This window comes from Streptomyces maremycinicus (assembly GCF_001184025.1).
Taxonomy (GTDB): Bacteria; Actinomycetota; Actinomycetes; order Streptomycetales; family Streptomycetaceae; genus Streptomyces; species Streptomyces maremycinicus.
The window spans coordinates 265127-286731 of record NZ_BBYG01000009.1 but is presented as its reverse complement, the minus strand read 5'-3'; the positions used below and the strand labels follow the sequence as shown (position 1 = coordinate 286731).

The 21605-nt window shown below is 70.8% G+C and carries 22 protein-coding genes; 17 read left to right on the top strand and 5 right to left on the bottom strand.

What is annotated here, in order from left to right:
- The first annotated feature begins 29 nt into the window (after positions 1-29).
- The 7 genes from AOQ37_RS05845 (at position 30) to AOQ37_RS38405 (ending at position 8270) form a co-directional block, all read left to right on the top strand.
- On the top strand, positions 30-785 hold the full coding sequence (locus AOQ37_RS05845; RefSeq protein ID WP_062641887.1) for an enhanced serine sensitivity protein SseB C-terminal domain-containing protein: 756 nt from the start codon (positions 30-32) through the stop codon (positions 783-785).
- A gap of 313 nt (positions 786-1098) precedes the next feature.
- Positions 1099-2106 carry an ABC transporter permease gene (locus AOQ37_RS05840; protein WP_057601603.1) on the top strand — a complete coding sequence of 336 codons (1008 nt, stop codon included), beginning with the start codon at positions 1099-1101 and terminating at the stop codon, positions 2104-2106.
- A gap of 119 nt (positions 2107-2225) precedes the next feature.
- Entirely contained in the window at positions 2226-4025 is a 1800-nt protein-coding gene (locus AOQ37_RS05835; protein WP_062641885.1) for an ABC transporter substrate-binding protein, read from the top strand.
- A 110-nt stretch (positions 4026-4135) separates the two neighbouring features.
- Positions 4136-5134 (top strand): ABC transporter permease, encoded by a 999-nt coding sequence (locus tag AOQ37_RS05830; RefSeq protein ID WP_062641883.1) that lies wholly within the window; start codon positions 4136-4138, stop codon positions 5132-5134.
- Positions 5131-6228, top strand: coding sequence for an ABC transporter ATP-binding protein (locus AOQ37_RS05825; RefSeq protein WP_062641882.1), 1098 nt, complete (start codon positions 5131-5133; stop codon positions 6226-6228). Before AOQ37_RS05830 ends, AOQ37_RS05825 begins: the two co-directional genes overlap by 4 nt.
- Entirely contained in the window at positions 6225-7550 is a 1326-nt protein-coding gene (locus AOQ37_RS05820; RefSeq protein ID WP_078890021.1) for an ABC transporter ATP-binding protein, read from the top strand. Before AOQ37_RS05825 ends, AOQ37_RS05820 begins: the two co-directional genes overlap by 4 nt.
- Positions 7551-7613: 63 nt before the next feature.
- Positions 7614-8270 carry a trimeric intracellular cation channel family protein gene (locus tag AOQ37_RS38405; protein WP_078890020.1) on the top strand — a complete coding sequence of 219 codons (657 nt, stop codon included), beginning with the start codon at positions 7614-7616 and terminating at the stop codon, positions 8268-8270.
- Here AOQ37_RS38405 and AOQ37_RS05810 read toward each other — a convergent pair.
- Positions 8179-9435 carry an alpha/beta hydrolase gene (locus tag AOQ37_RS05810; protein ID WP_062642471.1) on the bottom strand — a complete coding sequence of 419 codons (1257 nt, stop codon included), beginning with the start codon at positions 9433-9435 and terminating at the stop codon, positions 8179-8181. The genes AOQ37_RS38405 and AOQ37_RS05810 overlap by 92 nt on opposite strands.
- Before the next feature lie 233 nt (positions 9436-9668).
- Here AOQ37_RS05810 and AOQ37_RS05805 point away from each other — a divergent pair, with 233 nt between their 5' ends.
- Together AOQ37_RS05805 and AOQ37_RS05800 are read left to right on the top strand one after the other, a co-directional pair.
- Positions 9669-10556, top strand: coding sequence for a thioesterase family protein (locus AOQ37_RS05805; protein ID WP_062641878.1), 888 nt, complete (start codon positions 9669-9671; stop codon positions 10554-10556).
- A gap of 204 nt (positions 10557-10760) precedes the next feature.
- A complete protein-coding gene (locus AOQ37_RS05800; protein WP_062641877.1) occupies positions 10761-11174 on the top strand; it encodes a hypothetical protein in 414 nt (137 codons plus the stop codon).
- Between the two features lie 73 nt (positions 11175-11247).
- Here the strand turns inward: AOQ37_RS05800 and AOQ37_RS05795 are convergent, their stop codons facing one another.
- Entirely contained in the window at positions 11248-11874 is a 627-nt protein-coding gene (locus AOQ37_RS05795) for a TetR family transcriptional regulator (RefSeq protein ID WP_062641875.1), read from the bottom strand.
- 122 nt (positions 11875-11996) lie between these two features.
- Between AOQ37_RS05795 and AOQ37_RS40780 the strand changes: the two genes are divergently transcribed.
- The 3 genes from AOQ37_RS40780 to AOQ37_RS05785 are packed head-to-tail and all read left to right on the top strand — an operon-like array spanning position 11997 to position 13690.
- Positions 11997-12164, top strand: a complete 168-nt coding sequence (locus tag AOQ37_RS40780) for a hypothetical protein (protein WP_199824938.1) — start codon at positions 11997-11999, stop codon at positions 12162-12164.
- 35 nt (positions 12165-12199) lie between these two features.
- Positions 12200-12466, top strand: coding sequence for a hypothetical protein (locus AOQ37_RS05790; RefSeq protein ID WP_062641874.1), 267 nt, complete (start codon positions 12200-12202; stop codon positions 12464-12466).
- Between the two features lie 60 nt (positions 12467-12526).
- On the top strand, positions 12527-13690 hold the full coding sequence (locus AOQ37_RS05785; protein WP_062641872.1) for a cysteine desulfurase family protein: 1164 nt from the start codon (positions 12527-12529) through the stop codon (positions 13688-13690).
- A 163-nt stretch (positions 13691-13853) separates the two neighbouring features.
- On the opposite strand, the gene AOQ37_RS05780 is transcribed toward AOQ37_RS05785, so the two are convergent.
- A complete protein-coding gene (locus tag AOQ37_RS05780; protein ID WP_062641871.1) occupies positions 13854-14516 on the bottom strand; it encodes an N-acetylmuramoyl-L-alanine amidase in 663 nt (220 codons plus the stop codon).
- 83 nt (positions 14517-14599) lie between these two features.
- Between AOQ37_RS05780 and mnmA the strand changes: the two genes are divergently transcribed.
- On the top strand, positions 14600-15730 hold the full coding sequence (mnmA, locus tag AOQ37_RS05775) for a tRNA 2-thiouridine(34) synthase MnmA (RefSeq protein WP_062641869.1): 1131 nt from the start codon (positions 14600-14602) through the stop codon (positions 15728-15730).
- A 3-nt stretch (positions 15731-15733) separates the two neighbouring features.
- On the opposite strand, the gene AOQ37_RS05770 is transcribed toward mnmA, so the two are convergent.
- Complete coding sequence (locus AOQ37_RS05770; protein WP_062641868.1) at positions 15734-16519, bottom strand: alpha/beta fold hydrolase; 786 nt, start codon at positions 16517-16519, stop codon at positions 15734-15736.
- A 38-nt stretch (positions 16520-16557) separates the two neighbouring features.
- Entirely contained in the window at positions 16558-16896 is a 339-nt protein-coding gene (locus AOQ37_RS05765) for a DUF427 domain-containing protein (protein ID WP_062641866.1), read from the bottom strand.
- Between the two features lie 50 nt (positions 16897-16946).
- Between AOQ37_RS05765 and AOQ37_RS05760 the strand changes: the two genes are divergently transcribed.
- From AOQ37_RS05760 to ligA, 4 genes are read left to right on the top strand one after another with little or no spacing between them, the layout of a single operon-like run.
- On the top strand, positions 16947-17486 hold the full coding sequence (locus AOQ37_RS05760) for an LOG family protein (protein ID WP_062641864.1): 540 nt from the start codon (positions 16947-16949) through the stop codon (positions 17484-17486).
- A gap of 18 nt (positions 17487-17504) precedes the next feature.
- Positions 17505-18203, top strand: a complete 699-nt coding sequence (locus AOQ37_RS05755) for an SDR family oxidoreductase (RefSeq protein WP_078890019.1) — start codon at positions 17505-17507, stop codon at positions 18201-18203.
- A 50-nt stretch (positions 18204-18253) separates the two neighbouring features.
- A complete protein-coding gene (locus AOQ37_RS05750) occupies positions 18254-19255 on the top strand; it encodes a methionine synthase (protein WP_062641862.1) in 1002 nt (333 codons plus the stop codon).
- Between the two features lie 15 nt (positions 19256-19270).
- On the top strand, positions 19271-21463 hold the full coding sequence (ligA, locus tag AOQ37_RS05745) for an NAD-dependent DNA ligase LigA (protein WP_062641860.1): 2193 nt from the start codon (positions 19271-19273) through the stop codon (positions 21461-21463).
- Positions 21464-21605 lie beyond the last annotated feature (142 nt).

The following is a 21605-nucleotide window of genomic DNA, read 5'->3' as shown; positions in this document are numbered from 1 at the left end:
GCACTGCCGCGACCGGCTCGGTCGAGCACATGCTGCGCCAGGTCACGCCCGGGCGCTACGACGCCTACGAGGCGCTCCTGCGCGCGCTCGCGACCCCGTCCTCCGGCCAGGTCTGGATGCTGCTCTGGCACGGCCAGGCGGGCTCCCCGGACGCCCAGTACGGAAACATGGAGGTCGAGGGGCACGGCTACGCGCCCTGCGTCACCTCGGCCCAGGAGCTCAGCGCGAGCGGCTGGAACAGGTCGTACGAGGTGGTGGACGGGCTGGACGTGGCCCGCACCCTCTACCCCGACCACTACGGCCTCTGGCTGAACCCGCACGCCCCCGGCGGCGGGGTCGGCATCCCCTGGCTCGATCTGCGCCGTATCGCCACCGGCCTGGAGCGCCAGCCCGCGGGGCCGTTGCGGCTGTCCGAACCGGGCATCGAGATCCCGCAGTTCTACGCCCTGCTCGCGCAGAACGCCCACCGTACCCCGGCGGTCCGCGCGTTGCGGCGCGCCTGGGTGCAGCCGGCGCTGGGCGCGCCCTACCTGGCCATCGGACTGGACGTCTACGACTCCTCCCCGCCGGCCGTGGACGCCGTACGGGCGATGATGCAGCAGTCCATCGGGGCCGTCCCGGACGGGCTGCCGGTGTCGACGGTCGCCATGACCGACGAGTACGACCCCGTCGTGATGTGGATGCGTGCCACCGCGCGGCCCTTCTACGACCGCGAGGCCCACGCGCCGGCACCTGTCCAGGCGCCGGCCGGTGGCTACGGCTATCCGCCCACCGGACGATACTGACGTCCGAGACGGGTCCTGCCGCGAGGTCGGGACCGGGTGTCTTCGCGCGTAGATAGCGGCGATTGGTACCGGTTTTGTCCGTTCTGACCCAATAAGTCAGTGTCCGGGGGGCGTTACCCACCGTCCGGATAACGGAACCCCTCTACCCGGATCACGTTTACGCATCCATTCACTGCCAAGTCTGGCTACTGATCGCCAAACCGTTGAAGACTCCGGCGTCAGGGGACTTATCCCCTGCGTATTACGGACTGATCACGCCGCTACAGCGGCAAGTGCGGGCCGGCTACCGCCGGTTGAGAGGGGTCCCTGCCAGATGACGGCACCATTGCACGAGCCGACCGCGGAAGCGGCCCCGAGCGCGGCCGAGGAAGCGTCGGTCGCCACCAGCGGCGCCAAGGCCGTTCAGGGCCGTTCCCTGGGCCGGATCGCCTGGGAGCGCCTCAAGCGGGACAAGCTCGCCCTCACGGGCGGCGTCGTCGTGCTCGTCCTGGTCGTGGTCGCGCTGCTCGCGCCGGTCATCACCGGGCTGCTCGGGCAGGACCCGAACGAGTACCACGAGAACCTGATCGACCCGCTCTTCGGTACGCCCACGGGCTCTCTGGGCGGTCTCAGCGGCGACCACCTGCTCGGCGTCGAGCCGGTCAACGGCCGCGACATCTTCGCCCGCATCCTCTACGGCGCCCGGATCTCGCTGCTGGTCGGCTTCCTGTCGGCCGTGGTCGCGGTGATCCTCGGAACCGTGCTGGGCATCCTCGCCGGCTTCTTCGGCGGCTGGGTCGACTCCCTCATCAGCCGGGTGATGGACGGTCTGCTCGCCTTCCCGCAGCTGCTCTTCATCATCGCGCTGGTCTCCGTCATGCCGAACGACCTGCTCGGCCTCTCCGGTTCGAGCGTGCGTGTCTTCGTGATGATCCTGGTCATCGGCTTCTTCGGCTGGCCCTACATCGGACGCGTGGTGCGCGGCCAGACGCTCTCGCTGCGTGAGCGCGAGTACGTGGAGGCCGCCCGATCGCTGGGCGCGGGGCGGCTGTACATCCTGTTCAAGGAACTGCTGCCCAACCTGGTCGCCCCGATCGTCGTCTACACGACGATGATGATCCCCACCAACATCCTCACCGAGGCGGCGCTCAGCTTCCTGGGCGTCGGGGTCAAGCCGCCCACCGCCTCGTGGGGGCAGATGCTCTCGAGCGCGATCGACTACTACGAGTCGGACCCGATGTACATGGTGGTCCCGGGTGTGGCGATCTTCATCACCGTGCTCGCCTTCAACCTCTTCGGCGACGGCGTCCGGGACGCACTGGACCCGAAGGCCTCCCGCTGATCCGCCCCCGCGGGGACCAGCGAACACAGCGAGCCGCAGCACCGCCGAACACACGGCGCCCCAACCGTCCCGTGGTCTTCACACGGGGTATCTCTCATCTATCCGGAGGATCCGAGATCGTGACTACCCAACGCACCTCAGGGCGGCGGAAGCAGGCGTTTGCCGCTGCTGCCGCGGTCGCCGCGCTGCTGACCACGGCGGCGTGCGGCGGCGGTGGAGACGACGGCGACAAGGGCTCGAGCTCCGGTGCCGCCGGCTTCGACGCCGCGAACAACAAGGTCGCCCAGGCGTCCGCCGCCAAGAAGGGCGGCACGCTGAAGTTCGGTGCCGCGCAGGATGCCGACTCGTGGGACACCACGCGTGGCTACTACGGCATGATGTGGAACTTCGCCCGCTACTACAGCCGTCAGCTCGTCACGAACAAGGCCGAGCCGGGCGCCGCGGGCGCCGAGGTCACTCCGGACCTCGCCACCGAGACCGCGAAGGTCACGGACGACGGCAAGACCTACACGTACACCCTGCGTGACGGCGTCACGTGGGAGGACGGCAAGCCGATCACGTCCAAGGACGTGAAGTACGGCATCGAGCGCGTGTGGGCGCAGGACGTGCTGTCCGGCGGTCCGACGTACCTGAAGGACGTCCTCGACCCCAAGGGCGAGTACAAGGGTCCCTACAAGGACACGTCCGCGGACAAGCTGGGTCTGAAGGCGATCGACACGCCGGACGACAAGACCATCGTCTTCCACCTCCCGCAGGCCAACTCGGACTTCGAGGAGATGCTCGCCCTGGTGTCGGCCTCGCCGGTCCGCCAGGACATGGACACCAAGTCCAAGTACGGCCTCAAGCCGTTCTCCTCGGGCCCGTACAAGTTCGCGTCCTACAGCCCGGGCAAGGACCTCAAGCTGGTCCGCAACACCTCCTGGAAGCAGGCCTCGGACCCGATCCGCAAGGCCTACCCGGACCAGATCACCATCCAGTTCTTCTCGGACGCCAACCAGCTCGACCAGCGTCTGCTGAGCGGTGACCTGGACCTCGACCTGAACCAGACCGGCATGTCGCCGCAGGGCCGCACCACCGCCCTGAAGGAGCACAAGGCCAACCTGGACAACCCGGTCTCCGGCTACGTCCGTTACGCGGTCTTCCCGCAGAGCGTCGCGCCGTTCAACAACATCGAGTGCCGCAAGGCCGTCATCCTCGGCGCCGACCACGTGTCGCTCCAGACCGCCCGCGGCGGTCCGGTCGCCGGTGGCGACATCGGCACCAACATGCTGCCGCCGTCCGTCCCGGGTGCCGAGGGTCAGAAGTACGACCCGTACGAGATCGCCGGCGCCAACAAGAGCGGCAACGAGGCCAAGGCCAAGGAGGCCCTGAAGGCCTGCGGTCAGCCGAACGGCTTCAAGACCACCATCGCGGTGCGTAACAACAAGCCGGTCGAGGTGGCCACCGCCCAGTCCCTCCAGGCGTCGCTGAAGAAGATCGGCATCACCGCCGAGATCGACCAGTACGACGGCTCGCAGACCGCCGGCATCATCGGCAGCCCTTCGAACGTGAAGAAGAAGGGCTACGGCATCATCATCATGGGCTGGGGTCCGGACTTCCCGTCCGTCCAGGGCTTCGGTCTGCCGCTGTGGAGCAGCAAGTACATCGCGGAGAGCGGTAACAACAACTACGCGCTCATCAACGACAAGACGATCGACGGTCTGTTCTCCTCGTACGTCACCACCCTGGACGACGCCGGCAAGACCAAGATCGCCACGGAGATCAACCACAAGGTGATGGAGGGCGCGTACTACCTGCCCTTCGTCTTCGAGCGGTTCATCAACTGGCGCTCGGACAACCTGGCGAACGTCTACACCACCGACGGTTACAGCGGTCAGTACGACTTCGTGAACCTCGGTCTGAAGAACCCGAAGAAGTAGTCCCGGCACACCCGCCGAACGGCACGAAAGGCAGGTGAAGGCCGGCGCGGCGGATCCGCGGGTCACTGGACACAATCCGGTGGCCCGCGGTCCGCGGCGGGCCGAGAGCTGTGCTCGCTTACCTCATCAGGCGGTTGTTCGCCGCCGCAGTGATGCTCGTGGTCATCGTCATGGTGGTCTTCGGCATCTTCTTCCTCATCCCCAAGTGGGCTGGCGTAGACATCGCCTTGAGCTTCGTGGGCAAGCAGGCCGACCCTGCCGCCGTCGAGGGTGTGCGCGAGAAGCTGGGCCTGGGCGACCCGATCTACGCCCAGGTCTGGGAATTCTTCAAGGGCATCTTCGCCGGCCGGACCTACACGGGCGGTGGCGACTCCATCCACTGCGCCGCCCCGTGCTTCGGCTACTCCTTCCGCAGTGAGCAGGCCGTCTGGCCGGTGCTGACCGACCGCTTCCCGGTGACCCTGGCGCTCGCGCTCGGTGCCGCCGTGCTGTGGCTGATCTTCGGTGTCTCGGCGGGCGTGCTCTCCGCGCTCAAGCGGGGCAGCCTGTGGGACCGCGGAGCGATGGTCATCGCGCTCTCGGGTGTCTCGCTCCCGATCTACTTCACCGGCATGGTCGCCCTGTCGATCTTCGTGTACGGACTCGACCTGTTCGACGGGCAGTTCGTACCGCTGGACGAGAGTTTCACCGGCTGGTTCGGCGGCATGATCCTGCCGTGGGTCACCCTCGCGTTCCTCTACGCGGCCATGTACGCCCGCATCACCCGGGCCACCATGCTGGAGATCCTCGGCGAGGACTACATCCGTACCGCCCGCGCCAAGGGCCTCAAGGAACACACCGTCATCGGGAAGCACGCGATGCGTTCCACGATGACCCCTCTGCTGACCATGCTCGGCATGGACCTCGGCGCCCTCATCGGCGGTGCGATCCTGACCGAGACGGCGTTCAACCTGCCCGGCCTCGGCCAGGCGGTGCTCAACGCCATCAAGAACCAGGACCTGCCCATCATCCTGGGCGTCACCCTGATCACTTCTCTGGCGGTGCTCGTCGCCAACCTCGTGGTGGACATCCTGTACGCCGTGATCGACCCCCGAGTGAGGCTCGCATGACCGAACTCAGCAAGAGCGGAGCGGCCGTGGGCGAACCCACCCCCGCCTCGCCCGCGCCGACCGCCTTCCTCGAAGTGCGCGACCTCAAGGTCCACTTCCCGACCGACGACGGCCTGGTCAAGTCCGTCGACGGGCTCAGCTTCCAGCTGGAGAAGGGCAAGACCCTCGGCATCGTGGGTGAGTCCGGTTCCGGCAAGTCGGTGACCTCGCTCGGCATCATGGGCCTGCACACGGCCGGCCAGTACGGCAAGCGCAAGGCCCAGATCTCCGGCGAGATCTGGCTCGACGGCACCGAGCTGCTGTCCGCCGACCCGGACCACGTGCGCAAGCTGCGCGGCCGCGAGATGGCGATGATCTTCCAGGATCCGCTGTCCGCGCTGCACCCGTACTACACGATCGGTCAGCAGATCGTGGAGGCGTACCGGATCCACCACGACGTCGACAAGAAGACCGCCAAGCGCCGCGCGGTCGAGATGCTCGACCGGGTGGGCATCCCGCAGCCGGACAAGCGGGTCGACAGCTACCCGCACGAGTTCTCGGGCGGTATGCGGCAGCGCGCGATGATCGCGATGTCGCTGGTCAACAACCCCGAGCTGCTGATCGCGGACGAGCCGACGACCGCCCTGGACGTGACCGTCCAGGCGCAGATCCTCGACCTGATCCGTGATCTCCAGAAGGAGTTCGGCTCCGCGGTCATCGTCATCACCCACGACCTGGGCGTGGTGGCCGAGCTCGCCGACGACATCCTGGTGATGTACGGCGGCCGCTGCGTCGAGCGGGGACCGGCGGACAAGGTGTTCTACGAGCCCCGGCACCCCTACACCTGGGGTCTGCTCGGCTCGATGCCGCGGCTGGACCGTGAGCAGCAGGAGCGCCTGATCCCGGTCAAGGGCTCCCCGCCCTCGCTGATCAACATCCCGTCCGGCTGCGCCTTCAACCCGCGCTGCCCGTACGCGGACCTCCCGAAGGACAACGTCACCCGCACCGTCCGGCCCGAGCTGGCCGAGGTCGGCAGCCGGCACTGGGCCGCCTGCCACCTGGGCACGGAGCAGCGGGAGCGTATCTGGACCGAAGAGATTGCGCCGAAGCTGTGAGTGACGACGAGAAAGCGGTGAAGATCCCCGCGCAGGCCGAGGGTCCGACGGAGGGCGCGACGCTCACCAAGGACGCCGCCCCCGGCGAGGTCCTGCTGAAGGTGACCGGCCTCCAGAAGCACTTCCCGATCAAGAAGGGCCTGCTCCAGCGGCAGGTCGGGGCGGTGCACGCGGTCGACGGCATCGACTTCGAGGTCCGCTCCGGCGAAACGCTCGGCGTCGTGGGCGAGTCCGGCTGCGGCAAGTCCACGATGGGCCGGCTGATCACCCGGCTGCTCGAACCGACCGCGGGCAAGGTCGAGTTCCAGGGCAAGGACATCACGCACCTCGGGGTGGGCGGCATGCGTCCGCTGCGCCGCGATGTGCAGATGATCTTCCAGGACCCGTACTCGTCGCTGAACCCGCGCCACACCATCGGCACGATCGTCGGCGCTCCCTTCAAGCTCCAGGGCGTCGAGCCCGAGGGCGGCATCAAGAAGGAAGTGCAGCGGCTGCTGTCGGTCGTGGGTCTCAACCCCGAGCACTACAACCGCTACCCGCACGAATTCTCCGGCGGCCAGCGCCAGCGCATCGGTATCGCCCGCGCGCTCGCGCTGAACCCGAGGCTGGTCGTGGCGGACGAGCCGGTCTCGGCGCTCGACGTGTCGATCCAGGCGCAGGTCGTCAACCTGCTCGACGACCTCCAGCAGGAGCTCGGCCTCACCTACGTGATCATCGCGCACGACCTCTCGGTCGTCCGGCACGTCTCGGACCGCATCGCGGTGATGTACCTCGGCAAGATCGTGGAGCTGGCCGACCGCGACCTGCTCTACAAGTCGCCGATGCACCCGTACACCAAGGCGCTGATGTCGGCGGTGCCGATCCCGGACCCGCGGCGCAAGAACGCCAAGAGCGAGCGGATCCTGCTCAAGGGTGACGTGCCCTCGCCGATCTCGCCGCCGAGCGGCTGCCGCTTCCACACCCGGTGCTGGAAGGCGACCGAGGTGTGCAAGACCACCGAGCCGCCCCTCATCGAGCTGCGGCCCGGCCAGCAGGTCGCCTGCCACCACCCGGAGAACTTCGCGGACCAGGCTCCGCAGGACACCGTCCTGCTGACCGCCGCGAAGGAGGCGGCCGAGCTGGTCGCCGACGAGGTGCTCGCGGAGTCGGCGGAGACGTCGGCCGCGGTGGCGGCGGAAGTGGCGGCCGAAGCGGCCGCGACGCCGACCGAGGCCGCGGAACCGACCGAGGCCGCGGAGCCGAGCGAGGCCGCGGAGCCGACGGAGGCCACCGAGGTCGCCCCGGAGGCTTCCGAGGACGACACTCCGGCCAAAGAGAAGTAAGTAACACGCAGCCCCCGCCTTGCAATGTAAGGCGGGGGCTCAGTGCTGGGTGAGAATGTAGGGGTGCTCCAGCAAATCTTCAGCCCCTCCGTCCAGCACACGCTCGACCTGATCGGCATTTTCGTCTTCGCCATCTCGGGCGCGCTGCTGGCCGTCCGCAAGAACTTCGACGTGTTCGGCATAGCCATGCTCGCCGAGGTCACCGCGCTGGGCGGCGGAGTCTTCCGGGACCTGGTCATCGGTGCCGTGCCCCCGGCCGCCTTCACCGACCTGGGGTACTTCCTCACCCCGCTGCTGGCCGCTCTCCTGGTGGTCTTCCTGCATCCGCAGGTGGAGCGCATCCAGACGGGCGTCAACGTCTTCGACGCGGCGGGCCTCGGCCTGTTCTGCGTCACGGGGACGACGACAGCCTACGACTACGGCCTCAACCTCACCGCGTCGGCCGCGCTGGGCCTCGCCACCGCCGTCGGCGGCGGTGTGCTGCGCGATGTGCTGGCCAACGAGGTGCCGTCGCTGCTGCGCTGGGACCGCGATCTCTACGCGGTCCCGGCGATCGTCGGCGCGAGCATGGTGGTGCTCTGCATCCACTACGACGTGCTCACCCCGCTGGCCAGCGGGGTGGCCGCGGTCACGGCCTTCGTGCTGCGGCTGCTCGCGATGCGTTTCCACTGGCGAGCGCCGCGTGCTTGGAACCGGCGCTCGACGGTGCGCGAGGAGTAGTGCCGTCCGTCTCGCCCCGCCCGTTCCCGTCGCGGGTGACCGGGCGCTGGTCCAGCTGGGTGGTCAGCCAGCGGAACGCGGGCACGACCTGCGGCCGCCACAGCGCCATGGTGTGACCGCCCGCGCCGGTCGGGATGTAGACGACGTGCACGGCCGTCGGCGCCTTCGCCTCGTGCCGCAGGGCCAGGGCGGCCTCGTAGCCGTCCTTCGGCTGGCCGGAGAGGTAGAGGGCCACGGGCGGCGGCACGGTGGCCCCGCGGAGCAGCAGGTAGGGGTTGTTGGCCCGGCGCAGGGCGGGGCTCTGCGCGGCGAGGGAGTCGGGCTCGACGATCGGGTCGCTGTACCCGGACAGGCTCACCGCGGCCCGGTAGCGGTCCGGGTGGGCGACGGCGAGCTTCGTCGCGCAGTGGCCGCCGGCCGAGTACCCGGCGACCGCCCAGCCCTTCGGCGCGGGCTGGGCCCGGAAGTTGTCCCTGACCATCTTCGGTACGTCGATGCTGAGCCAGCTGTCGGCGTTGACGGTGCCCGCGACGTTGGCGCAGCCGGTGTCCACGCCCGGCAGCAGTGTGGTGCGCGGGGCGACCAGGATGAACGGGGCGATCCTGCCCGCGCGCATCAGCGGCGCCAGTTGCTCGTGCACCCGCAGCGTCCCGTACCAGGACTTCGCGGAGCCCGGATAGCCCGGCAGCAGTTCCACCACGGGGAAGGCGCGACGGGCGTAGGCGGGCTCGTCGTACTGCGGCGGGAGCCAGACGTAGACCTCGGCGTCGACGCCGGAGACCCGGCCCTCGAGCTGGGTGACGCGCACCCCGCCCGCCGCGTGCATGCCCGGCCCCTCGGCCTGCTCGAACGTCTGCCGGACCTTGGGCAGCCGGTCCAGCGCGATGCCGCCGGTGCCGTCGGCGCCCAGGTCGGCGGCCTGTTGCACATGGGTGCCGGTGCCCAGCAGGTCGTCCCAGGTGTCGTAGAGGCCGTTGTCGTTGTTGACCAGGACGAAGACCAGGGCCACGGCCGTGCCCTGGGCGAACAGCAGCATCACCATCCGGGCCGCGGCGCGCAGGACCCGCGGTCCGCGCAGCCGTGACCACGTCAGCAGTGGCAGCGCGACGGCGGCCACGGACAGTGCGATCAGGGTGTAGAGGAACGGAGTCCCGGTGAGGCTCATGTCCTTGCAGAGGGGAAACCGGGCGTCGAGGTTACGGACGAGTTCGGACACTTACCAAGAAATTGCCGACCGCTCACCCGAACCGCTCACCCGAACCGGTCACCGCCGGGCACCGAAGCGGTCGGTGACGGGCTGGAAAGCTCATCGGCCCGCGGCGCTCGGGGAGTGTTGCCGCGGTGCCGCCGTCGCGGCCAAAGCTACCGCTTAGTAATGCACTGTTGTACGGTTCAGACATGCCAGAAGCAGCTACCGCGGCGGCCGGGCAGGCCCCCGCCGCCTCCGTCACGGCCCCGGCCGCGGACCGCGCGTCCGAGTTCGACCGCGACACCGCGCTCACCCGCCGCGCGCCCGGCGTCTACGACATCGACCTCTCGGCCGGCTGGACGATCATCAGCGCCGTCAACGGCGGCTACCTTCTCGCCGTCCTCGGCCGCGCGCTCGCGGACGCCCTGCCGCACCGCGACCCGTTCACGATCTCGGCGCACTACCTGACGGCGTCCCAGCCCGGCCCCGCGGTCGTCCGCACGGACGTCGTCCGCACCGGCCGCACCCTGTCCACCGGCCAGGCCTCGCTCTTCCAGTACGACGACAACGGCGCCGAGGTCGAGCGGATCCGCGTCCTCGCCTCCTACGGCGACCTGGACTCCCTGCCGGACGACGTCCGTACGACGGCGAAGCCGCCCGCGATCCCGCCGATGGACCAGTGCTTCGGCCCCGAGGACGGGCCGGCGCCCGTCGACGGCAGCTCCGCGATCACCGACCGCCTGATGCTCAAGCTCGACCCCTCGACCCTCGGCTGGGCGCTGGGGCAGCCCTCGGGCAAGGGTGAGATGCGGGCCTGGTTCGGCCTCAAGGACGGCCGTGACCCCGACCCGCTCTCCCTCCTCCTCGCGGTGGACGCCCTGCCGCCCACCGCCTTCGAGATCGGCCTGCGCGGCTGGGTCCCCACGGTCGAGCTGACGGTCCACGTCCGCTGCCGGCCGGCGCCGGGCCCGCTGCGCGTCGCCATCACCACCCGCAACCTCGCGGGCGGGTTCCTGGAAGAGGACGCCGAGGTATGGGACAGCGCGGACCGACTGGTCGCGCAGTCACGGCAGTTGGCGCGCGTCAGGCTCGGCTGAGGCCCGGTGCGCGGGTGCCTCTGTCACGGAGCCGTACCGGCGCACCGGCCTCGCCGCGAGGTGAACTCCCAGGTCAGCAGGGTTCCTTGAGGCGTGCTTTACCTGATTGACAGGCGGGGGACAGAGGGGGCCCAAGGAAGGCCTAAGCGCCGTTGGTTGAGTGCCGGTCTCAGGCCGTCCTCATCTTCCCTGGAGCTGTTTCTCATGAAGCGTGCGCTGATGCCCGTCCGTCTCGCCCCCGCGGTGGCGTTGCTGGCGCTCTCGCCCCTCGCCCTGGTGGCCTGCGGCTCGGGCGACTCCTCCACGAGCAGCGGGTCGTCCGCCCAGCAGTCCTGCTCGCCGCCGTCCGGCAACCCGTCCGGCAGGCCCGGTGGAGTCCCCTCCGGGGCCCCGTCGGGCGCGCCGAGCGGCGCACCCTCGGGGCAGCCGACGGGGACGCCCACCGGCACGCCCACCGGGGTTCCGACCGGTGTGCCGTCGGGTGTTCCGTCGGGCATGCCGAGCGGGGGCCCCGGCGGTGGCGGCCAGGGCGGCCCCGACGGTGGCCAGGGAGGTGGCTGTGGCGCTCCCGGCGGCGGCCAGGGACAGCAGGGGCAGCAGACCCCGCAGCAGGGCTGACGGCGGTCCGGGGGCGGCGCATCCGGGAAACGGGTGCGCCGCCCCCGCGGCGTACGGGTCCGCCGCGCGGCCGTCAGTCCAGCCAGTGCCGACGGCCGATGCTGATGAGCCGCATCTGGCGGGCGGCGAGCAGGGCGACCCGCTCCCGCTCCTGCGGCGAGGACTCCAGCGCCTCCAGGAACAGCGAGGCCGTGACGAGCATCTGGTCGACGTAGAGGTGCGAGAGCATCAGCAGGTCGTCGTCGCTCCAGCCCTCCGCCTCGGCGTCCTTGGCCAGTTCGGTCTTCACCTCCTCGGCGAACCGGGCCAGTTGGTCCCGGATCGCCTCCCGCACCGGCTGGACTCCGCCATGTCGCTCACGGGCGATGAAACGGACCGGGGCGGGGTACGCGGTGACATGACCGGCGATCAACTCGACAGCGCGCGCTATGCGTTCCTCGCTCGTGCCGTCCGCGGTCACGGTGGTGCGGATCATCGGGTGCAGACTGCCCAGCGCCTCCTCGACCAGGGCCACGCCCAGATCCGCGGTGGAGCGGAAGTGGCGGTAGAAGGCGGTCGGGGCGACCCCGACGGCACGGGTGACCTCGCGCAGCCCCAGGCTGCTCAGACTCTGCTCCTCCAGCAGCACCAACGCCGCGTCCATGAGCGCCTGCCGGGTCTTCTGCTTCTGGGCCTGCCGGATGCCGAGGGTGTGACTCATATCATCCAGTTAACAACTGTTCTCTGGAATTGGAAAGCCGGGGTACACGCTAGACTCAAGAGTCAGTGAACAACTGTAACTACAACTGTTCACCCAAACTTAACGGAGGGGGATCCGATCCCATGCTGTTCCTCGTCGCGGCCCTGCTGCTGTTCGGCGTCGTCATGGGCACCGTGGCCCACGCGCCGTTCGCCTTCACCCTCGTCGCCGCCGCCGTGATCGCCGCCTGGCTCGGCGTCTTCGCGCTCCGCGAGCGCCACGGCCGCCGCCGGCACACCTCGACCCACTGACCCGTCGCACCTTCCTCCACAGGAGCTGACCCGCCATGCACCTCACCGCACCGGCCACCCGCCGCACCGGCATCCGGGACACCGACGGCATGGCCGTCGCGTCCTTCGTCCTCGGCCTGCTCGGCCTGCTCGTCCTCAACGTCTTCCTCGGCCCGATCGCCATCGTCCTGGCGTCGGTCGCGCTGTGGCGCGGCACGGCCCGCCGCGGGCGCGCCTTCCTCGGGCTCGGTCTGGGCATCGCCGACCTGGTCGTCCTGGTGGCGTTCATGCACGCCGACTCGACGGTTTCCTGGAGCTTCTGACCGTCCGGGCTCACCTGCCAGCGAGGCGCGCCACCCCACCCCCGTAGAATCGGGGCCACCATGGCATACCTCGACCACGCCGCGACCACGCCGATGCTCCCCGAGGCGGTCGAGGCACTCACCGCGCACCTGGGCGTCACCGGCAACGCCTCCTCCCTCCACGCGGCCGGCCGGCAGGCCCGCCGTACGGTCGAGGAAGCCCGGGAGACCCTCGCGGACGCGCTCGGCGCCCGTCCCAGCGAGGTCGTCCTCACCTCCGGCGGCACCGAGGCCGACAACCTCGCGGTCAAGGGCCTGTACTGGTCCCGCCGTGACGCGGACCCGGCCCGCACCCGAGTCCTGGCCAGCCCGGTCGAGCACCACGCGGTCCTCGACGCCGTGCACTGGCTCGGCGAGCACGAGGGCGCCACGGTCGAGTACCTGCCGGTCGACTCCTACGGGCGGGTCCATCCCGAGGCGCTCCGCGAAGCCGTCGCCCGCAATCCCCAGGACGTGGCCCTCGCCACCGTCATGTGGGCCAACAACGAGATCGGCACGATCCTGCCGGTCCGTGAACTGGCGGACGTGGCAGCCGAGTTCGAGGTCCCGCTGCACGCCGACGCCGTCCAGGCCTTCGGCCAGGTCCCCGTCGACTTCGCCGCCTCGGGGCTCGCCGCGATGACCGTCTCCGGCCACAAGATCGGCGGCCCGTACGGCATCGGCGCCCTCCTCCTCGGCCGCGAGTACACCCCCGTGCCCGTCCTGCACGGCGGCGGCCAGGAACGCCATGTCCGCTCCGGCACCCTCGACGTCCCCGCCATCGCCTCCTTCGCCGTCGCCGGGCGCCTGGCCGCCGAGCAGCGCGAGTGGTTCGCCCGGGAGGTCGGCGCCCTGCGCGACGCGCTGATCGAGGCGGTCCGTACGGCCGTCCCCGACGCGATCCTCGGCGGTGACCCGGTGGACCGGCTCCCGGCCAACGCCCACTTCACCTTCCCGGGCTGTGAGGGCGACTCCCTGCTGCTGCTGCTCGACGCCCAGGGCATCGAGTGCTCCACCGGCTCCGCCTGCACCGCCGGCGTGGCCCAGCCCAGCCATGTGCTGCTCGCCACCGGCACCGCCCCCGACCTGGCCCGCGGCACCCTGCGCTTCTCCCTCGGCCACACCTCCACCGAGGCCGACGTCGAGGCGGTCGCCAAGGCCATCGGCCCGGCTGTGGAGCGGGCACGCGCCGCGGGACTGACGTAAGGCCCCGCGACGGACTCCGTCCGCCGCCGACGGACCCGGCCCGGGTGGCCCGGGTGTGCCGGGCCGGGGGCGGCCGGCTCTCGGCGGGCGTCCACGACCGTGGGCACCGGTCCACGACCGTGGGCACCGGTGAGCCCTGTCACACGCTTGACGTCCTGGGGCCTCAGGTGGCGGTGGCGGCCCGTGCCTCCCGGACGAGCCGCAGATACCGGTCCCAGTCCCAGTGCTCGCCCGGGTCGGTGTGATCGGTGCCCGGCACCTCCACATGCCCGATGATGTGCTCGCGGTCGACGGCTATGTCGTAGCGCCGGCAGATCGCGGCGGTCAGCCGGGCGGACGCGGTGTACATCGCGTCGGTGAAGTCCTGGGGCCGGTCCACGAAGCCCTCGTGCTCGATGCCGACACTGCGCTCGTTGTACGCGCGGTTGCCCGCGTGGTACGCCACGTCCAGCTCCCGGATCATCTGCGTGACGTGCCCGTCCTTGCCGACGATGTAGTGCGCGGCCGCCCGGTGCCCCGGGTCCTCGAACGCCTTCACCGCGCTGTCGAGATCGCCCTGCGTGACATGGACGACGACCATGTCGATCCCGTAGTCGTCCGGCCGGTCCGCCCAGCGGAAGTTCGCCTCCGACGCCGCCACCCACCGGGCGCCCCGGTAGTCCACCGCGCCCTCCACCCGCCGCCTGCGCACACCCGGCAGCCGCCAGTACAGTCGCGCCAGTTCGTCCCGCGCGAGCACGCCCGTGCCGACGGCGGCCGCCGCCCCGCCGATCAGCAGGGCGCGCCGCCCGATCCGCCGGTCGGAATCGCTCTTGCCGTCCCCCATGTCCGTGCCCTTCCTCGCCCCTCGTGATCGTCAACGGATACTCGCGGGCTCCGGTTCCCGGGGACCCGTACCCTGGAAGGGTTATGACTGAGACCTCGCAGCGCTCCCGCCCCCTCCGCGTACTCGCCGCCATGTCCGGCGGGGTCGACTCCGCCGTCGCCGCCGCCCGCGCAGCCGAAGCCGGACACGACGTGACCGGCGTCCACCTCGCGCTCTCCGCGAACCCGCAGTCGTTCCGCACCGGCGCGCGAGGCTGTTGCACCATCGAGGACTCGCGCGACGCCCGCCGGGCGGCCGACGTCATCGGCATCCCGTTCTACGTCTGGGACCTCGCCGACCGCTTCCGCGAGGACGTCGTCGACGACTTCGTCGCCGAGTACGAGGCCGGCCGCACCCCCAACCCGTGTCTGCGCTGCAACGAGAAGATCAAGTTCGCCGCGCTGCTGGACAAGGCGCTCGCCCTGGGCTTCGACGCGGTGTGCACCGGCCACTACGCGAAGGTGCTGGTCCGCGAGGACGGCACGCGCGAGCTGCACCGCGCCTCCGACATGGCCAAGGACCAGTCGTACGTCCTCGGTGTCCTCGACGACCGGCAGCTCGCCCACGCGCTCTTCCCCCTCGGTGACACGGTGACCACGAAGGACGAGATCCGCGCGGAGGCCGAGCGCCGGGGCCTGGCGGTCGCCAAGAAGCCCGATTCCCACGACATCTGCTTCATCGCCGACGGCGACACCCAGGGCTTCCTCGCGAACCGGCTGGGCCGCGCCGAAGGCGACATCGTCGACGAGTCCGGCGCCAAGGTGGGCACCCACGAGGGCGCCTACGGCTTCACCATCGGCCAGCGCAAGGGCCTGCGCATCGGCACCCCGGCCGCCGACGGCAAGCCGCGCTACGTCCTCGACATCTCCCCGGTGAACAACACGGTGACGGTCGGCCCGGCCGCCTCCCTGGACGTCGGCGCCCTGACCGCGATCAGGCCCCGCTGGTGCGGCGCCGCCCCGACCGGTCCCGGCACCTACACGGCCCAGCTGCGCGCCCACGGCGGCGAGACCGAGGTGCGCGCGGAGCTCGTCGACGGCTCCCTCGAGGTCACCTTCACGGAGCCCGTCCGGGGCGTGGCCCCAGGCCAGGCGATCGTGCTGTACGACGACACGCGCGTGGTGGGCTCGGCGACGATCGCGGCCACCGTGCGGGCGACGGCCGGGGTGTCCTGACCGTCAGCCGCGTGCCCCGAGGAACTCCGCCAGCACCGGTGCGAGGACGGCCGGGTCCACCATGTGGGTCTGGTCCTCGAGCTCCCGGTACGTGCCGTCCGGGCACGCCTCCGCCACGGCACGCGTCGCCTCGCGCAGCCACGGCGGACTGGCCCCGCCCGCCGCGGCGAGCACCGGGACCGTGATCGAGGCCAGCCGTTCCCGGGGCGGCGTGCCGCCGCCCATGACGGCGTCGTCGTGGGCGAGCGTGGGGGCGATGGCCTCCATGCCCTCCCACATCGGCGACCGGCGGGCGCCCTGGATCATCTCCTCGGCCAGCCCCGTCAGCCGCAGGAACAGCTCGACCGCGTCGCCGCGCCGCCCCTGCGCGAGGGCCTCCGTCAGGTTCGCCGTGTAGGCGGCGCGCTCCCGCGTGCCCTCCTCGTCCAGGGCGTACGGCGTCTCGTACACGGCCACCCGCCGCACCGGCAGACCGGCGGCGGCCGCCGCCAGCGCCAGCGCGCCGCCCGAGGAGATGCCGTACAGCGCCGCCTCGCCGCCCACCGCGTCGATGAGGGCCGCCAGGTCCTCGACCTCGCGTTCCACCGCGTAGGGGGCCGTGTCGCCGCTCCCGCCGCGGCCCCGGCGGTCGTAGCGCAGGACCGTGCAGCGGTCCGCGAGCAGGGCGGCCAGGGGCGCCATGGTGCCGCCCGTGGACATCGCCCCGCTCACCAGGATGACCGCGGGCCCCTCGCCGGCGCGGGCGTAGGCGAGTTCGGTGCCGTCACGCGAAATGGTCTTCTTGTCCATGCTCATGCAGACTGCCGCACGGCACGGCGGTCATCGGCCTACGACACCTCCGCTTCTAGGACTTCCACTTCGTAGAAGCACAGGTGGTCCTTGATCTCGGCGACGTCGGGCTTCGGATCGGGGTAGGCCCACACGAGGTCCGCCGCGTCCGGCAGCGACCAGTAGGACGCCGTCCCCTTGAAGGGGCAGTAGGTGTGGGTGTCGGAGGGGGTCAGCAGGTCGAGCCGTACGTCCGCAGGGGGGATGTAGTACCGCACCGGACAGCCGGTCTCGCGCAGCGCGAGCGCCCGGTCGGTCTCGGCCAGCACATGGCCTTCGTGGACGACCCTGATGTGCCGGTCGTCCCGCTCGACGGTGATCGTGTGTCCTCGGGTCATGAAGGGAAAGCGCCCGCGGGCCGCCGGTTCTTCCCGCGTACGGTGGGCGCATGCGTATCTGTGTCTTCCTCTCCGCCGCCGACCTCGACGAGCGTTACACCCGCCCCGCGCGCGAGTTCGCGGAACTGCTCGGCAAGGGCGGCCACACCCTGGTGTGGGGCGGTTCCGACGTCGGCCTGATGAAGGTGGTCGCGGACGGCGTGCAGGAGACGGGCGGACGGCTGTGCGGGGTGTCGGTGGACTTCCTCGTCGCCACCGCGCGGGCCGGCGCCGACGAGATGGTCGTCGCGCGGGACCTCGCCGAGCGCAAGCGGCTCCTGCTGGAGAAGTCCGACGCCGTCGTCGTCATGGTCGGCGGGACCGGGACGCTGGACGAGGCCACCGAGATCCTCGAGCTGAAGAAGCACGGGCACACCGAGAAGCCGGTCGTGCTGCTCAACACCGCCGGTTTCTACGACGGCCTCAAGGAGCAGTTCCGGCGCATGGAGGACGAGGGTTTCCTGCCCCGGCCGCTCACCGAGCTGGTGTTCTTCGCGCAGGAGCCGGTCGGCGCCCTCGCCTACCTGGAGGAGAGCCAGGGCGTCGCGTGACCCCCCGGTGATGCGAGCATGGCGGGCATGGCTACTCATGTGATCACCGGAGCCGGTTCCGGCATCGGCGCGGCCGTCGCCCGCCGGCTGCACGCGCGCGGGGACGAACTCGTGCTGCACGCGCGCGACGCGGGCCGCGCGAAGGAACTCGCGGCGGAGTTTCCCGGCGCCCGGACCCTGGTCGGCGACCTGGCCGAGCCCGCCAAGCTGAGCTGGGCCTTCTCCCACCAGACGCTGCCCGACCGGGTGGACTCCCTCCTCCACGTCGCCGGCGTGGTCGACCTGGGCCCGGTCGGCGACCTGACCCCGAAGTCCTGGAGCCACCAGCTCGACGTCAACCTGATCGCCCCGGCCGAGCTGACCCGGCACTTCCTGCCCCAACTCCGGACCACCCGGGGGCACGTGGTCTTCGTGAACTCCGGCGCGGGACTGCGGGCGAGCGCCGAATGGTCCGCCTACGCCGCCTCCAAGCACGGTCTGAAGGCCCTGGCCGACGCCCTGCGCGCCGAGGAGCACGAGCACGGCGTCCGCGTCACCTCCGTCTACCCCGGCCGCACCGCCAGCCCCATGCAGGCCAAGGTCCACCGGCAGGAGGGCAAGGAGTACGACCCGCAGGCGTGGATCGACCCCGAGTCGGTCGCGACGACGATCCTCATGGCCCTCGACCTGCCCCGGGACGCGGAGGTCAACGACCTGACGGTGCGGCCGGGGCGCTGAGCCGGCCTTCGGGTGCGAGATGCGGCTCCGCGCCTACGTAGGCTTCACCCGTGAACGCACTTTTCAGTTTCGGCCCCGCCACCGGCGTCGGCTCCCTCCCCGGCGGTGACGCCCGCGAGGCCGCCAAGGCCGCCACCGGGTCCTTCGAGGACTTCCCGTTCCTCGCCGAGCTGCCGGCCCGCGGCCCGGGAGCCGACATGATCGGCCGCACCGCGGGGATGCTCGTCGAGCTGTTCGCGCGCGTGGAGCCCAGCGGCTGGCGGATCGGCGACCGGCCGGGCCGGGACACCAAACGGGCCCGGTCCTGGCTGGGCGAGGACCTCGACGCCCTGGAGGAGTTCACGCAGGGCTACGAGGGCCAGGTGAAGGTGCAGGCCGTCGGGCCCTGGACGCTCGCCGCCTCGCTGGAGCTGAAGAACGGCCAGTCGGTGCTCTCCGACCACGGCGCCCGCCGCGACCTCGCCGGCTCCCTCGCCGAGGGGCTGCGCCTGCACCTCGACGAGGTCCGGCGCCGACTGCCCGGGGCGCAGCTCGTGCTCCAGCTCGACGAACCCTCCCTGACGGCCGTCCTGCGCGGCCAGGTGAAGACCGCCAGCGGCTACCACACCTACCGCGCCGTCGACCGGCAGGTCGTGGAGGCCACCCTGCGGGAGGTCGTCGGCGTGCACGGCGAGGGTCCCGTCGTGGTCCACTCCTGCGCGCCGGACGTCCCCTTCGCCCTCCTGCGCCGGGCCGGGGCCGCGGCGGTCTCCTTCGACTTCTCGCTGCTCACCGAGCGTGACGACGACGTGATCGGTGAGGCGGTGGAAGCGGGGACCCGGCTGTTCGCCGGTGTCGTGCCGGGCGTGGACACCCCATTGTCGGACCCTGCCGGTAGCGTCATGGGTGTCAGGACGCTGTGGCGCAGGCTGGGGCTGCGACCGGGGCTGCTCACGGAGGCGGTCACGCTCACGCCGTCGTGCGGTCTCGCGGGAGCTTCCCCCGCGTACGCCCGCCAGGCCCTCGCCCACTGCGTCCGGGCGGCGAGATCCCTCGCGGACAACCCAGAGTAACGGGAGGACGACACGGTGGCCGGCGACAGGCAAGCGGAGACGACGGTGCCCAGCGAGGCACGGGAGAAGCACGCACAGCTGGCTGAGCAGATCGAGGAGCACCGCTTCCGCTACTACGTGAAGGACGCTCCCGTCATCAGCGACGCGGAGTTCGACCGGCTCCTGCGTGCCCTGGAGGCACTGGAGGAGGAGCACGCCGAGCTGCGCACGCCCGACTCGCCGACCCAGAAGGTCGCGGGCGCCTACGCCACGGAGTTCACGGCCGTCCAGCACCGCGAGCGCATGCTCTCGCTCGACAACGCCTTCGACGACCTGGAGCTCGCCGCGTGGGCCGAGCGCGTCCACAAGGACGTGGGCAGCTCCGCGTACCACTTCCTGTGCGAGCTCAAGGTCGACGGCCTCGCGGTCAACCTCACCTACGAGAACGGCCGTCTCACGCGCGCGGCCACCCGGGGCGACGGCCGCACGGGCGAGGACATCACGCCCAACGTGCGCACCATCGCGGAGATCCCCGACCGCCTCACCGGTGACGGCGTCCCGACCCTGGTGGAGATCCGGGGCGAGGTCTACTTCCCGATGGAGAAGTTCGAGGAGCTGAACGCCCGTCTGGTCGAGGCGGGCGACAAGCCCTTCGCCAACCCGCGCAACGCGGCGGCCGGTTCACTGCGCCAGAAGGACCCGCGCGTCACCGCCTCCCGCCCGCTGCACATGGTGGTGCACGGCATCGGCGCCCTGGAGGGCTACGAGGGCCTCACCCGCCTCTCCGAGGCCTACGACCTCCTCAAGACCTGGGGCCTGCCCACCTCCCCGCACAACAAGGTGGTCGGCGACCTCGACGCCGTCCGGGCGTTCATCGCGTACTACGGCGAGAACCGGCACTCGGTGGAGCACGAGATCGACGGCGTGGTCGTCAAGCTCGACGAGATCCGCCTCCAGGGGCGGCTCGGCTCCACGGCCCGGGCCCCCCGGTGGGCGATCGCGTACAAGTACGCGCCGGAGGAGGTCAACACCAAGCTCGTCAACATCCGTGTGGGAGTCGGCCGTACCGGCCGCGTGACGCCGTACGCCCAGGTCGAGCCGGTCACGGTGGCGGGCTCCGAGGTCGAGTTCGCCACCTTGCACAACCAGGAGGTCGTCAAGGCCAAGGGCGTCCTGATCGGCGACACCGTGGTGCTGCGCAAGGCCGGTGACGTGATCCCGGAGATCCTCGGCCCGGTCGCCGACCTGCGCGACGGCAGCGAGCGCGAGTTCGTGATGCCCTCCGAGTGCCCCGAGTGCGGTACGGCGCTGCGGCCGATGAAGGAGGGCGACATCGACCTGCGCTGCCCCAACGCCCGTTCCTGCCCCGCCCAGTTGCGCGAGCGGGTGTTCTACCTGGCCGGTCGCAGGGCGCTGGACATCGACCACTTCGGCTATGTCGCCGCGGCGGCCCTCACCCGTCCGCTGGAGCCCGCCGACCCGCCGCTGCGGGACGAGGGCGACCTCTTCGACCTCACCATCGACCGGCTGCTGCCCATCAAGGCGTACGTCCTCGACCAGGACAGCGGGCTGCCCAAGCGGGACCCGAAGACCGGCGAGGAGAAGATCGCCACGGTCTTCGCCAACCAGCAGGGCGAGCCGAAGAAGAACGCGCTGGCCATGCTGGAGACCATCGCGGCCGCCAAGGACCGCCCGCTGGCGCGCATCCTGACCGGTCTGTCGATCCGCCACGTCGGACCGGTCGCGGCCGAGGCGCTGGCCCGCGAGTTCCGCTCGATCGAGCGGATCGAGCAGGCCTCGGAGGAGGAGCTGGCGGCGACCGACGGGGTGGGCGCCATCATCGCGGCCTCGCTCAAGGAGTGGTTCGCGCAGGAGTGGCACCAGGAGATCCTGCGCAAGTGGCGGGCGGCCGGCGTCCGCATGGAGGAGGAGGGCTCCGGGGAGGACGAGGGACCGCGTCCCCTCGAAGGGCTGACGGTCGTCGTGACCGGCACCCTCGAGAACTTCACCCGGGACGGCGCCAAGGACGCCCTTCAGAACCAAGGGGCGAAAGTGACCGGTTCGGTTTCGAAGAAGACATCTTTCGTCGTTGTGGGCGACAATCCGGGTTCGAAGTACGACAAGGCGATGCAGCTGAAGGTGCCGGTTCTGAACGAGGACGGCTTCACCGTCCTGCTGGAACAGGGACCCGAGGCGGCGGCCGAAGTCGCCCTTCCGACCGAGGAGTAGCCGGGAGCGGCGGTTGAAGGTCACCCGATCGGCGCATACCAGATGCATACGGGTGGCCGGGGCGCATTCGGGCAACCGTCGACGACCGCTGCCCGTGGAAGCCTTCCGCGGCCTACTGTTGAGACGTGCGCCTGCCGTGCCC

Coding starts and splice junctions, on each gene's coding strand:
- AOQ37_RS05845 (WP_062641887.1), top strand. CDS start 30: ATGCTGCGCCAGGTCACGCCCGGGCGCTACGACGCCTACGAGGCGCTC.
- AOQ37_RS05840 (WP_057601603.1), top strand. CDS start 1,099: ATGACGGCACCATTGCACGAGCCGACCGCGGAAGCGGCCCCGAGCGCG.
- AOQ37_RS05825 (WP_062641882.1), top strand. CDS start 5,131: ATGACCGAACTCAGCAAGAGCGGAGCGGCCGTGGGCGAACCCACCCCC.
- AOQ37_RS05810 (WP_062642471.1), bottom strand. CDS start 9,435: ATGAGCCTCACCGGGACTCCGTTCCTCTACACCCTGATCGCACTGTCC.
- AOQ37_RS05805 (WP_062641878.1), top strand. CDS start 9,669: ATGCCAGAAGCAGCTACCGCGGCGGCCGGGCAGGCCCCCGCCGCCTCC.
- AOQ37_RS05800 (WP_062641877.1), top strand. CDS start 10,761: ATGAAGCGTGCGCTGATGCCCGTCCGTCTCGCCCCCGCGGTGGCGTTG.
- AOQ37_RS05795 (WP_062641875.1), bottom strand. CDS start 11,874: ATGAGTCACACCCTCGGCATCCGGCAGGCCCAGAAGCAGAAGACCCGG.
- AOQ37_RS40780 (WP_199824938.1), top strand. CDS start 11,997: ATGCTGTTCCTCGTCGCGGCCCTGCTGCTGTTCGGCGTCGTCATGGGC.
- AOQ37_RS05790 (WP_062641874.1), top strand. CDS start 12,200: ATGCACCTCACCGCACCGGCCACCCGCCGCACCGGCATCCGGGACACC.
- AOQ37_RS05785 (WP_062641872.1), top strand. CDS start 12,527: ATGGCATACCTCGACCACGCCGCGACCACGCCGATGCTCCCCGAGGCG.
- AOQ37_RS05780 (WP_062641871.1), bottom strand. CDS start 14,516: ATGGGGGACGGCAAGAGCGATTCCGACCGGCGGATCGGGCGGCGCGCC.
- mnmA (WP_062641869.1), top strand. CDS start 14,600: ATGACTGAGACCTCGCAGCGCTCCCGCCCCCTCCGCGTACTCGCCGCC.
- AOQ37_RS05770 (WP_062641868.1), bottom strand. CDS start 16,519: ATGGACAAGAAGACCATTTCGCGTGACGGCACCGAACTCGCCTACGCC.
- AOQ37_RS05765 (WP_062641866.1), bottom strand. CDS start 16,896: ATGACCCGAGGACACACGATCACCGTCGAGCGGGACGACCGGCACATC.
- AOQ37_RS05760 (WP_062641864.1), top strand. CDS start 16,947: ATGCGTATCTGTGTCTTCCTCTCCGCCGCCGACCTCGACGAGCGTTAC.
- AOQ37_RS05755 (WP_078890019.1), top strand. CDS start 17,505: ATGGCGGGCATGGCTACTCATGTGATCACCGGAGCCGGTTCCGGCATC.